Source organism: Acidimicrobiia bacterium (assembly GCA_009694375.1).
Classification (GTDB): Bacteria; Actinomycetota; Acidimicrobiia; order Acidimicrobiales; family VFJN01; genus VFJN01.
Map to the genome: position 1 here is coordinate 1 of SHVB01000023.1, position 12,908 is coordinate 12,908.

General features: G+C 63.1%; 8 protein-coding genes. 5 read left to right on the forward strand and 3 right to left on the reverse strand.

Annotated features, from left to right (window positions below):
• Window positions 1–236: 236 nt before the first annotated feature.
• Both EXQ71_11485 and EXQ71_11490 read right to left on the reverse strand, forming a co-directional pair.
• Window positions 237–887, reverse strand: coding sequence for a response regulator transcription factor (locus EXQ71_11485; GenBank protein ID MSO88120.1), 651 nt, complete (start codon window positions 885–887; stop codon window positions 237–239).
• A 28-nt stretch (window positions 888–915) separates the two neighbouring features.
• Window positions 916–2,346, reverse strand: a complete 1,431-nt coding sequence (locus EXQ71_11490) for a GAF domain-containing protein (GenBank protein ID MSO88121.1) — start codon at window positions 2,344–2,346, stop codon at window positions 916–918.
• A gap of 404 nt (window positions 2,347–2,750) precedes the next feature.
• Between EXQ71_11490 and EXQ71_11495 the strand changes: the two genes are divergently transcribed.
• From EXQ71_11495 to uvrA, 4 genes are all read left to right on the forward strand, one after another.
• The gene (locus EXQ71_11495; protein ID MSO88122.1) at window positions 2,751–3,359 is read left to right on the forward strand and encodes a dephospho-CoA kinase; all 609 of its coding nucleotides are present in this window, start codon (window positions 2,751–2,753) and stop codon (window positions 3,357–3,359) included.
• Complete coding sequence (locus EXQ71_11500; protein MSO88123.1) at window positions 3,356–4,810, forward strand: hypothetical protein; 1,455 nt, start codon at window positions 3,356–3,358, stop codon at window positions 4,808–4,810. Before EXQ71_11495 ends, EXQ71_11500 begins: the two co-directional genes overlap by 4 nt.
• Window positions 4,811–4,861: 51 nt before the next feature.
• On the forward strand, window positions 4,862–6,862 hold the full coding sequence (uvrB, locus tag EXQ71_11505) for an excinuclease ABC subunit UvrB (protein MSO88124.1): 2,001 nt from the start codon (window positions 4,862–4,864) through the stop codon (window positions 6,860–6,862).
• A gap of 304 nt (window positions 6,863–7,166) precedes the next feature.
• Complete coding sequence (uvrA, locus tag EXQ71_11510; GenBank protein MSO88125.1) at window positions 7,167–10,022, forward strand: excinuclease ABC subunit UvrA; 2,856 nt, start codon at window positions 7,167–7,169, stop codon at window positions 10,020–10,022.
• 100 nt (window positions 10,023–10,122) lie between these two features.
• On the opposite strand, the gene nadA is transcribed toward uvrA, so the two are convergent.
• Window positions 10,123–11,259, reverse strand: coding sequence for a quinolinate synthase NadA (gene nadA / locus EXQ71_11515; GenBank protein MSO88126.1), 1,137 nt, complete (start codon window positions 11,257–11,259; stop codon window positions 10,123–10,125).
• A gap of 346 nt (window positions 11,260–11,605) precedes the next feature.
• Here nadA and EXQ71_11520 point away from each other — a divergent pair, with 346 nt between their 5' ends.
• A complete protein-coding gene (locus tag EXQ71_11520) occupies window positions 11,606–12,841 on the forward strand; it encodes a hypothetical protein (GenBank protein ID MSO88127.1) in 1,236 nt (411 codons plus the stop codon).
• The last annotated feature ends 67 nt before the right edge of the window (window positions 12,842–12,908 follow it).

Sequence of the window (12,908 nt, forward strand, 5' to 3'; positions counted from 1 at the left end):
AGGGCGACGAGCAGGGCGTACTCCACCATGGCTGCGCCACGGTCGCTGTCGGAGAACCGGGCTCGCATCCAGGTGGCGAGGAATTCGTAGGTGGTAATCATGAGTGAGCTCCTTGATGGTTGTGGCCCCTGGGCAACCCAGGGGTTGTGGCACTAGGAGATATCGTCGGCTCGAACCAGGATCTGACTAGGTAATTTGGCCCTAATGCATGGTCAGCGACGTAATCCCCAGAGCAACTACCGCAATTGGACGATCCCCATCCGCATGGCCTGCAAGATTGCCTGGGTGCGATCCCGGGCATCGAGTTTCTCGTAGATCGACGCTAGGTGGTTCTTTACGGTTTTCGGGCTGATGAAGAGGCTGGCGGCTACCTCGTTGGTTGCGCAGCCATCGGCGATCAACTGGAGGACTTCTTCCTCGCGTTTAGTGAGTAGTGATGTTGCGGTGGGCACATCAGGCGCATCAATGCGACGCACCTCCTCCAGCATCCTGGCCGCCACTCCGGGGGAGATCACCGTCTCACCCCGTGCGGCCGTGCGCACTGCTTCGGCTATCTCCTCGGTGGAGCAATCTTTGACGAGAAAGCCTGAGGCACCGGCCCGTATTGCTTTGGCGAGTACCTCATGGTCGGCGTGCATCGTGAGCATGATGATCCGAGTGGGGGTGTCGGTTGCCATGATGATCCGGGTAGCTTCCAGCCCGTCCATCTCGGGCATGGAAACGTCCATCAAGATGATGTCGGGCGCCAGTTGGGCTGCTAACTCCACGGCGATCTCACCGTTAGCTGCCTCGCCAACGACATCGAAGCCCTCGGAGGTCATCGACCGATTCAGGCCCTCTCGGAGCATTCGGTGGTCATCTGCCAGTAGCAGCCGGATAGTTGTCACGCAGGTCCTCCTCAACTAGCGGTGGTGCTCAGCGAGCAACCGACTTGCAGCGTACCCGCGTGCCCCCCGTCGGGGTGGAGTCAACAAAAAGTTGAGCACCGATGCCGGCGGCCCGTTCCCTCATGCCGACGAGACCGTAACTGTCGAGGCGGGTTGATTTGGTAGTGGCAAAGCCGATGCCGTTGTCGCGGACCTCTAAAGTAAATACCTTGCCATCGGAGACCCAAAGAAGGTACAGGTCCGTAGCCCGAGCATGACGCTCGATATTGGTGATCGCTTCTTGAGCGATGCGCCAGATCTCTCGTTCCTGGGGCATTGGAAGTCGAGCGGTCTCTCTGATCTCCAAACGTATATTCAATGCACTGCGTGTCTCGACCCGACCGAGGTAGTTCTCGAGAGTCTCGATCAGTCCCTGGGCGTCGGTGACGTCGGTGCGCAGATCTTGAAGAGTGTCTCGGACTTCTCCGATTAGTCCGCGCACGTCAACTCGTAGATCCTGCAGAGCGGTGATGGTCTCTGGTGACGCATCTCGTTGCTCCTTGATGATGCGGTCGAGTTCGAACGCGAGGTAGGACAGAGACTGTCCGATGCGATCGTGCAGGTCCCGGGCGATGCGGGTCCGCTCCTCATCAGCACCAACCGTGCGGAGGCGCCCAAACCAGAGAGCGTTGTCGATAGCGAGGGCCGTGTTGTCCACAAAGCTCGCCAGTAAGGCCGCATCCCGCTCGGTAAAATGGTTCGTGTCTGAGTGTTCCAACGCCAGTAGCCCGACGTTGGTCTGCCGGGCGCGCAATACCGCATAGATGCCGGACCCGGAACTCGGGGTGAGGCCTGGTCCGCGGGCAACCAACAGGTTCTCCACTCGCACCACGCTCCGGTGGTTGAGTGCCATGGCCAGGGGAGGGGGGAGGTCCTCCAGGGCAAGCGTGACGGGGGGACGACCGCGTCTTCGACGGAGGGTCTTCCATTGCCCATCAGTGGGGTCGAATAAGAGGAGCGCTAACGCGTCGGCACTAAAGAGGTTCGCGAGTTGCTCCATGGCAGTGTCGAGGGTCTCATCGAGGTCCAGCGAGGCGGGGAGTGTCTGGCTGATCTCATGGAGTTGCACTAGGAGGGCGTTGGCCTCCGAGAGCGCGTCGATGCGAGTGGCAGACCCTTCCACGATGCTCGAAGCCGATCCGTACAGGCGTTGGGCATAACTCACCGCGAGGCTGGTCAAAGCTAGTTCGGACGACCAGATCAGGGACTGTTTGAGGGCTTCCGGCACGAATTGCTGTTGTTGGCAATAGGCGATGCTTAGGGCCAAGGCCGCGCCCAGTGTGAGCATGGTGGAGAAGCGCAACGGGCACGCGAGGGCGGTTACGGTAACTGCTGCGAGCAGACAGATCGTCAGCGGTGAATCCCAGTAGCCCGTGGCCGCGACGCAAGCGGTGACACCAACGAGCTCAAGGCTCGCCATGAGGGTGCCTCTGTTGCTCCTTTGCACCGTCAGCGGTCGCAGTGAACGAAAGGCGGTGTTGGCCAGGATGAGTAGTGTGATGCGAGCGAGACCGGTGTCTCCCCCAGAGATGATGGCGGGAGCCGCCAGGAGGCTCGCTACGGCGGTAGTGGTCCAGCGGACCAGCAGGATGGCATGGTGAAACCCTTCGCCGCGGTGAGCGGGCGGGGAAGGTTCATCCTCTGGCCGTCGGTGGCTCGTGGAGGAAACGGCAAGATCAGGGAGAAGTTCGATGACTCTCGCACCTCCTGGGGTGTGGCGCCGGTGGTGGCTTTGGGTAGGAAAGACCCAACCGGTCAACGAATCTTAGGCTGACCGGTCTCCGGAACCGGGGACGCGCCCTCCTGTCGGGCTACGTTGCTGGAGTGCTCCTCATCGGACTTACGGGCGGCATCGGCTCGGGAAAGTCCACGGTGTCGGCCGGGCTCGCTGGCCGGGGCGCAGTGGTGATTGATGCCGATGCCATTGTGCACTCACTTCAGGTACCTGGGAACCCAGTCTTCCATGCCATGGTGGAGCGCTTTGGTGCTGAGGTGGTAGCGGACGATGGCACGCTGAACCGTCAGGCGGTAGCTGATGTGGTATTCGGTGATCCTGAGGCGTTGAGTGATCTCGGCCGGATTGTTCATCCGCCGGTGGTTGAGGAGATCGCCCGCCGCATTGCACATGAAGCGGCAACTGACCATGTGGTGATCCTCGACGTGCCTCTCCTGGTGGAGTCGGGCCGTGACGACTTGGCGGCTCTTGTCGTGGTGGACTTGGATCCGGAGATTGCCCTGCGGCGATTGGTGGAGAGCCGAGGGATGGACGAGGGCGACGCCCGGGCCCGCATGGCTCGCCAGGTGAGCCGCTCTGAGCGCTTGGCCAGGGCGGACTATGTCCTCGACAACTCGGGGTCGCCCGAGGACCTCTGGGCGGCCTTAGATGCACTGTGGCCGGTCTTGCTGGCGTTGCGAGATAAGGCTCGGGAGTGACACCGCGTCGGGGCCCCCATGACGAGGGGCTGGGCGCTGGGCCGGAGTCGGTCGAATCGCTAGCCCTGTTCTCCGTGATGTGGGCGCTGGCCGCCGTCTGGCATTTGCTGGGGAACCCCACCGGCGCGCCGATGGCCGCGCGTCTTCTCCTCACCGTGGGTATCGCGCTGGTCCTTTGGCGTCCAGGGGCGGTGGTTCCGCTCGGCGTGCTGGCCGTCGGGGGCCTGGCCACGGTGTGGGGCGAGGCGCCCGTGCTCGGCAACCACTGGTTGTTGGTGGGTTTCGTCGACTTAGCCGTGGTGCTGGCCCTGGCGGTGGGAGTGGCGCGGCGGCGGCCCTTCAACCGACCCGATCTCGCTCGTCGGTTACTCCCAATGGCTCGGCTTTGCCTGTTGGTCTTTTACGGCTTCGCCGCCTTCGCCAAGCTCAATGCGGCCTTCTTTGATCGCTCGGTGAGTTGTGCCGTGTTCTATTTCAATGAGTCGACGACCTCCCTCGGGCTGTCCCGCTTGCAGTTCGGTGGCGCTGGCTGGCTGCAGTGGGCGGTGATTGTCGGCACGGCCACCATTGAACTCTCCATTCCGGTTCTTCTGATATGCCGTCGCACCCGACACGCGGGGGTAGTGGTGGGACTGGTGTTCCACGGGGTACTGGCTCTTGACCGCGCCCATCAGTTCTTCGACTTTTCGTCCGTCTTGGCGGCGCTTTTCGTGCTGTTCCTTGCGCCGGAGGGGGGACCATGGGTGGCTGAACGGGTGGGTGCCTTGCGCGCCTGGGTAGCGCTGCGCTCGGCGCAGGGACCGTCCGTGGTGCACCTGATGGCGGTGACGCTTCCGGTGATGCTGGCGGCGGCCTGCGCCCTCGGATTTGTCGACACCACGAAGGGCTATAGCCTCGGGTGGTTCTCCTGGCAGGTCTACTCCGTGGTGGTCATCTTCGCGGTAGTCCGCTTCCTCCGCGGCCACCCGGCCGTCGCCAGTCATGCCCTGCGCCCGACCCACGCGATGCTGCTTATCATTCCGTTGCTGGTGGCCCTGAATGGACTTACTCCCTATGCGGAGATCAAGACCGGCTACGGCTTCAACATGTACGCCAACCTACGCACCGTGGACGGAGATTCGAATCACTTCCTGGTGCGGAGCACGCTCCCACTCACCGATCAGCAAGCAGACCTTGTGCGGGTGGTCTCCACCGATGATCGGGACCTGCAGCGATACGCCGATAGTCATTACGCCCTCACGTGGGGCCAGTTGCGGGCATTTATGGTGGGCCGTCCCGGCGTGGCGGTCACCTATGAGCGGGCTGGTGAGCGGGTGGTGCTGGCCCACGCCAAAGATGATCCGGAACTGGTGCGGCCCGTGGCGGCGTGGAAAGAGAAGGTGCAGTTCTTCCGCCCGGTCGATCTCACTTCCCCGGAGCGGTGCCAACCCACCTTTGGTGCGGCCCGCTGAGGTGGCCGGGCCAGCGGCGTCGGTAGGATCGGTCAGGTGCCCCCCTTTCGGATGGTGTCGGACTTTGAGCCCGCCGGTGACCAGCCCACCGCCATCGCCGCGCTTGCCGAGAGCATCCGGCGGGGTGACCGCTACCAGACGCTGCTAGGTATCACCGGTTCCGGCAAGAGCGCCACCATTGGGTGGACGATTGAGCAGGTACAACGCCCCACCTTGGTGCTGGCGCCGAATAAGTCGCTCGCCGCCCAGTTGGCCAATGAGTTCCGGGAGTTCTTCCCGGACAATCGCGTGGAGTACTTCGTCTCCTATTACGACTACTACCAGCCCGAGGCCTATATCGCGAGCTCGGATACATACATCGAGAAAGACTCTTCGGTAAACGACGAGATCGATCGGCTTCGCCATGCCGCCACGGCGGCGTTGCTGACCCGGCGGGACGTGATCGTGGTGGCATCGGTGTCGTGTATCTACGGCCTCGGATCACCCGAGGAGTACCTACAAAACCTTTTACACCTGCAGGTGGGTACCGAGATTGACCAGCGCGGGGTGCTGCGGAGGCTCGTGGATATGCGCTATGAGCGCAACGATATGAACTTGGTGCGGGGCAAGTTCCGGGTGCGGGGCGACACCATCGAGGTACACCCGGCCTACGACGAGACGGCGGTACGGATCGAACTTTTCGGAGATCAAATCGAGCGAATCCAGGTCGTGGACCCGCTCACGGGGGAGCAGGTGGCCCTGCTTGATGAGCTGGTGATCTTCCCGGCCACGCATTACGTATCCGGGGAGGAGCGAATGCGTCTTGCCATTGAACGCATCGAGGTGGAGTTGCAGCAGCAGTTGGCGCACTTTGAACAGGAGGGCAAACTCCTCGAAGCCCAGCGCCTGCGGATGCGAACGCAGTACGACCTCGAAATGATGGCGGAGGTCGGCTATTGCAACGGCATCGAGAACTACTCGGCGCCGATAGATGGTCGTGGTCCGGGTGAGGCTCCGAGCACCCTTATCGACTTTTTTCCCAAGGATTTTCTTCTCGTAATCGACGAGAGCCATCAGGCCCTACCCCAGCTTCGTGGCCAGTACGCCGGCGACCGCGCCCGCAAACAACAACTCATCGAGCACGGCTTCCGGCTGCCCAGCGCCGCGGATAATCGACCGCTGCAGTTCGAGGAGGTGTTGGAGCGGGTGAATCAGGTGGTGTTCCTGTCCGCTACCCCCGGTCCCTTTGAGTTGCAGGTGTCCACCCAGATTGCGGAGCAGATCGTTCGACCGACTGGACTCGTAGACCCCGAAGTCATCGTGAAGCCTACCCAGGGCCAAATCGACGACTTGATCGGGCAAATCAGAGGCCGCATCGACGCAGGGGCTCGGGTGCTGGTCACCACCCTTACCAAGAAGATGGCGGAAGACCTCAGTGAGTATTTACTCGAACAGGGTCTGCGGGTGCGGTACCTGCACTCCAACGTGGACACGATTCAGCGCATCGAGATCCTGCGGGATCTGCGGCTGGGGGAATATGACGTGTTGGTTGGGATCAACCTGCTACGCGAAGGCCTCGACCTGCCGGAGGTGTCGCTGGTGGCGATCCTCGACGCCGACAAGGAGGGCTTTCTCCGATCGGAGACCTCGCTGATCCAAACGATGGGGCGAGCCGCCCGCCACGTTGATGGTCAGGTCATCATGTACGCCGATACGGTCACCGACTCGATGCGTCGCGCGATTTCCGAGACCCAGCGTCGCCGGCAGCTCCAGCTCCGCCACAACGAGGAAAATGGGATCGATCCGCAGTCGATCCGCAAGGCCGTCACGGACATCCTGTCGCTCCTCCGACCAGCAGAGACAGCGCCTGTGCCCGGTAGCGATCGGCGTAGTCGTCAGCACGACAAAGTCCGCAGGGACCTGGCCGGGCTCCCCGGTGATGAGCTGCGCCGGCTCATCCTCACGCTGGAGGAGGAGATGCACGACGCCTCTACGGAGCTGCGGTTCGAATACGCAGCCCGGCTTCGCGACGAGATCAAGGATCTGAAGCGCGAACTCCGGGACGTGGGATGAGCCGGATGAGCAACACGGCGGCTAACCGTCGCCGACTGGCCAGCGTCCACCCACCGAAGGCGCGTGCCGTCCCGAGCACGTGTCCAAACAGGAGACCGGCGAAGGGGAGCAACAGCGTGCTGAGCGCGGTCGCCAGTGCGACGGGGACACCGACCGCGGGGATCCCCGCGGGTTGGCGCGACGCCGAACACCGACTGCTCACGGGGTTACGGAAGGGCGCGGGGGCGCGGACCGTCGGATGCGAAGGATGTACACAAGTACGAACGGGCGTTCGGGGGCTCGGTGCCGCCACTAACCTAGCGGTGTGTCTGATTCTCTAGTAGTGCGGGGTGCTCGCGAGCACAACCTGAAGAACGTCGCCGTGGAGCTTCCGCGGAACAAGTTGATCGTGTTCACCGGGTTGTCGGGCTCGGGGAAATCTTCCCTGGCCTTCGACACCATCTATGCCGAGGGTCAGCGTCGCTACGTGGAGTCGCTCTCGTCGTACGCACGGCAGTTCCTCGGCCAGATGGACAAGCCCGACGTGGACTTCATCGAGGGCCTGTCGCCGGCCATTTCGATCGACCAGAAGTCCGCCTCCCGTAATCCCCGCTCCACGGTGGGCACGATCACCGAGGTATACGACTACCTTCGCCTGCTCTATGCCCGTATCGGGGTACCCCACTGTCCGGAGTGCGGCGCCCAGATCACCCGTCAGAGTCCCCAGCAGATCGTCGACCGAATCCTCGAGTTGCCCGAGGGAACCCGCTTTCAGGTGTTGGCACCGGTGGTACGGGGCCGGAAGGGCACCTACGAGACGTTGCTCACCGACCTCGCCGCGCAGGGCTATGCGCGAGCTCGTATCGACGGTGAGGTGCATGAGCTCACCGAAAAGATGGACTTGGCCCGCTACGAGCAGCACACCATTGAGGTAGTGGTGGACCGGCTCATCGTGCGGGATGGTCTGGAGCGACGACTCACCGACTCCTTGGAGACGGCACTCGCCCTCGCTGATGGTGTGGCCGAAGTGCAGCTCGTCGAGCAGGAGGGTGAAGGCCGCCTGGGCGAGGAGGACAACACTCTCACCTTCTCTCAGCACCTGGCCTGTCCGAACGGCCACGGCTCCTTCGAGGAATTGGCGCCGAGGAACTTTTCGTTCAACTCGCCCTACGGTGCCTGCGCCAGCTGTGATGGCCTCGGCACCCGGTTTGAGGTTGATGCCGAATTGATCGTCCCGAATATCGACCTCAGTATCACCGGCGGTGCCATCGCCCCGTGGGCCAGCGGGCACAGTCAGTACTTCCGTCGCCTCCTCGAGTCAGTGGCCGAGGAACTTGGCGTTGATCCCGATGTGCCATGGTCGAAGCTCTCCAAGAAGCACCAGCAGTCCTTCCTGCATGGGCAGGGCGTAGGCAAGGTAGAGGTGCGGTACAAGAATCGCTTTGGTCGGGTTCGCGCCTACACGGCCACCTTCGAAGGCGTGCTCCCGTATCTGCAGCGGCGTCACCGTGAGGCCGAAAGCGACAACCAGCGGGAGCAGATCGAGGGTTACATGCGGGAGGTGCCCTGTCCTACCTGTGCGGGCGCCCGGCTTGCGCCACTGCCCCTGTCGGTCACCATCGACGGCCACTCCATTTCCGACATCTGCGCCATGTCGATCCGAGATGCCGCTCGCACCCTTGAAGGCCTCACGCTGTCTGAGCGTGAACGCATGATCGCCGAGCGAGTGGTGAAAGAGGTGAACGCACGCATGGGGTTCCTCCTCGATGTGGGGCTCGACTACCTCTCCCTCTCGCGATCCGCCGCCACCCTGGCGGGCGGTGAGGCCCAGCGCATCCGGCTGGCCTCCCAAATCGGGTCCGGGCTGGTGGGGGTGCTCTATGTGCTCGATGAACCCTCGATCGGCTTGCATCAGCGCGATAACCACCGCCTCATCGAGACGCTGCTTCGCCTTCGGGATTTGGGCAACACCGTGATTGTGGTGGAGCACGATCAGGACACGATTTCGGTGGCGGACTACGTCGTGGACATCGGTCCTGGGGCCGGAGAGCACGGAGGCGAGGTGGTGCACGCTGGCCCGGTGAAGGCGCTGCTGAAGAATAAGGCGTCGGTGACGGGTCAGTACCTTTCCGGGAAACGCTCCATCCCCGTGCCGGAGATGCGTCGCCCGCGCGGTCCAGAGCGGCTGATCGTGAAAGGGGCCCGGGAGCACAACCTCAAGGATCTCACGGTGGAGTTTCCGCTCGGTCTCTTCGTGTCGGTGACCGGTGTATCGGGTTCAGGGAAGTCGAGCCTGGTAAACGATATTCTGTTCCGGGCGCTGATGCAGCGGATCTACCAGTCGAAGACCCCCCCGGGGCTGCACAAAACCGTGGTCGGCCTCGAGCACATCGACAAGGTCATCAACATCGACCAGAGCCCGATCGGGCGCACCCCTCGATCCAACCCTGCCACTTACACCGGCGTGTGGGACCACGTGCGCAAACTGTTCGCCGCCACGCAGGAAGCCAAGGTGCGTGGCTACCTGCCCGGTCGATTCAGTTTCAACGTGAGTGGCGGCCGCTGCGATGCCTGCTCCGGTGACGGCACCATCAAGATCGAAATGCACTTCCTCCCCGACGTGTACGTGCCCTGCGAGGTGTGTAAGGGCCAGCGATACAACCGCGACACGTTGGACATCACCTTCAAGGAGCGCAACGTCGCTGACGTGCTGGCCTTGTCCTGTGAGGAAGCGCTCGATTTCTTCGGGAACCAGCCGGCGATCGCCCGTCATATGCAGACGCTCGTGGACGTGGGCCTGGGCTATGTGCGCTTGGGTCAGCCGGCCACCACCCTGTCCGGTGGAGAGGCCCAGCGGGTGAAACTGGCCAGCGAACTGGCTAAGCGATCTACCGGCCGCACGATCTACATCCTCGACGAGCCCACCACCGGCCTGCACTTCGAGGACATTCGCAAACTCCTCACGGTGCTGAGCCGGTTGGTGGATCAGGGCAATACCGTGCTGGTGATTGAGCACAACCTCGATGTGATCAAAACGGCGGACTGGCTCATCGACCTTGGCCCTGAGGGTGGGGACGGTGGGGGCGCACTGGTGTGTGAAGGTACCCCTGAGCAGGTGGCTGAGGTGGAGGCGAGTTGGACAGGGCGGTTTCTCAAGCCTTTATTGCCGGGGGGTACCTGAACGACAGGCGGGTACGGGGCGAGCTCAGATGAGGCGCTCTGCTCGGCCGGTGATGTATCGGGGGATCGTCCTCATGGTGGACGGCCGCCCAGTTCGACCCCTAGACGATCTCGAGCATTCGTTGGAGAGCAACGCCGGCCCAGGTGGCGGTGTCAGGGTCCACGCTGATTTTGTTCACCAGGTTGCCCTCGACGAGGTTCTCCAGCACCCAACAAAGGTGGGCGGCATCGATTCGGAACATCGTGGAGCAGGGGCATACGAGCGGGTCCAGAGAAACAACGGTTTTGTCCGGTGTCTCATGGTTGAGCCGATTGACCAGATGTATCTCGGTGCCTACCGCAATCACAGCACCGGGAGGGGCATTCTGCACCGTGCGAATAATGAAGTCGGTAGAGCCGACGTAGTCCGCTTGCTCGCATGTCTCGTACCGGCACTCCGGGTGGGTGACCACAATGCCGTTGGGGTTGGCGGCTCGAAAGCTCTCGATGTGCTCGGGGAGGAACCGTTGGTGAACCGAGCAGTGCCCTTTCCACAGCAGAATGGTGGCCTCGTGGCACTCTGTGGCGGTCAGTCCACCGCGCTCAAGGCGCGGGTTCCAGATGCGCATGTCATCGAGGTCGTAGCCCATCGCCATCCCAGTGTTGCGGCCGAGGTGCTGATCGGGGAAGAAGAGCACCTGGTTGCCCCCTCCGGTGGCCCCGGCCGCCGCCGTGCCCGCTCGGGGACCCTGCCCGAGGGCCCATTCGAGCACTGCTCGGGCGTTGGTGGACGTGCAAACTGCTCCTGAATGACGGCCCACGAAGGCCTTGAGGGCAGCCGAGGAGTTCATGTAGGTGACCGGGATCACCCGCTCGATATCGGTCACCGCGGCCAGTGCCTCCCAGGCCTCTTCCACTTCGTCAAGGTCGGCCATGTCGGCCATGGAGCACCCGGCGTTGAGGTCCGGGAGGATGACGTGCTGGTGATCTCCGGTGAGCACATCGGCCGACTCCGCCATGAAGTGCACGCCACAGAACACAACGAATTCGGCCTGGTCGTTTTGTTGGGCAAGGACCGAGAGCCGGTAGCTATCGCCTCGGGCATCGACCCAGCGCATCACTTCGTCCCGTTGGTAATGGTGGCCGAGGATGAAGAGACGATCTCCGAGGGTGGCCTTGGCCGCCGCGATGCGGGTATTGAGGTCGCCCATCGTGGCGGTGGTGTAGCGATCCTCTAGTGGCGATTGAAGTCGGAGCATGTTCGGGGCCCTCCACGGTTGGGAGTTCCAGGTTCACGCCGGCGGGGACAGCCCGGTCGCCTCTCCTGCGGGGATGTCGTCCCTGGAACGGATCTGTCGCCGGAGACCGGGCCAACGACATTTGCATGGTATCGGCTCGCAGTGGTGATGTGGCGGCGTTTTACCGGCCGGACGGTGACTACCGGGTCAGGGGCACTATCGCGAGGGGATTTCGGGGCGCGCGGTGTGAGCATTATCGTTGGCGACATGGAAATCTCCCGCTGGTTGCCGCAACGCCTTACTTCTGGGCCATGGGTAACTGGCCGGGGCAGCGTGTTGGTTTCAAGCCAAGCAAGGCACCCTGAGCGTGCCCGGGACTAGCGAGGCGTCAACCGTCCCGGAGACCGATCGCAAGATATTCACGGACTGGCGGTGGGCGGCGCTCCTCCACGGACTGGTGGTGGTGGTGCTCACCGTGGTGGTTTGGCAATCCTCGGTCCATCTGCCTCCCGCCCAGGAGTTCGCGCCACAGCATCGTCCGATCAGCTTCCAATACGGTGAGGGTGTGCTCCGCCCTTGGGCCTACTGGGACGGAGGTTTTTACGCTCGCATCGCCGAAGATGGGTACCCCGCCGAGGATCGACTGGTGTTTGCAAGAGGGGGCGAGACGTTAGTGGCGTTTTTGCCGGGTTACCCGCTGCTCGCCGGCGGGATAGCCCGCCTTGGCATGGGAACAGGGCTTGGTCTTCTGATGACGACCTTAGCAGCGGGGTTTGGTGCCACCATCGCGCTTCACGGATGGTTCACCACGAAGATGTCGCTCCCGTCGGCACGATGGGCGAGCCTGACGGTGGCCGCCTTTCCCTGGGCGTATTTCCTGGTGGCCGCCGCCTACGGCGAGGCGCTTTTCTTGTTGCTGGCGGTGGCCGCCTTCCTTTGTGCCGAGCGGGATCGACCGGTGGCGGCTGGACTGCTGGCGGCGGCCGCCTCGCTGACGCGTCTGGTCGGTATCGGAGTGGTGCTCGGTGTGGCGCTGCGAGTGGCCGAGCGCCGCGGTGCGTTGACTTTCGTTGGATGGCGGCCCTGCCTCGACCTATCGAAGTTCCGGCGCCGTGATACCGGGTTGCTTGTTGGGATCTCGGGACTCGGTGGGTGGATGTTGTACTGCTGGATTCGTTACGGGGATCCGCTCGCTTTTAGTACGGCGCAGCGGGGGTGGAACGGCGGTATCGGGCTTAACTCGTTGTTGAAGCTGAACCTGCTGGACCAGCTTCAGAACAACCCGGACAGGGGTTTTGTCGCCCGACTGGTGGCGCAGGGCGTGGTCATGATTGCGTTCGCCCTGGCCCTGCCCGCAGTATGGCGGCGGTTCGGCGCCGGCTACGGCACCTACGCCCTGGTGGTGGTGGCCCTTCCGCTGTTGGGGAGTGGCAGCTTTGCCAGTCACGGCCGCTTTGCCCTCATGATCTTTCCGGTATTCGGCCTAGTGGGGGAGCGATTGGCGTCGGAGCGAGCATTGTCGGCCCGAGCGGTGCTGGTGGTGAGTGGGGTGGCCCTGGTGCTGGTGACCTCGTTGTGGGGCAGGGGCCACTGGATGGCCTGAAGGGAACGGGGGTGGGGGCTTCCGGTTGGACCAGAAGTGGATCGGTACCTGCGTATCCTGGGGCTTG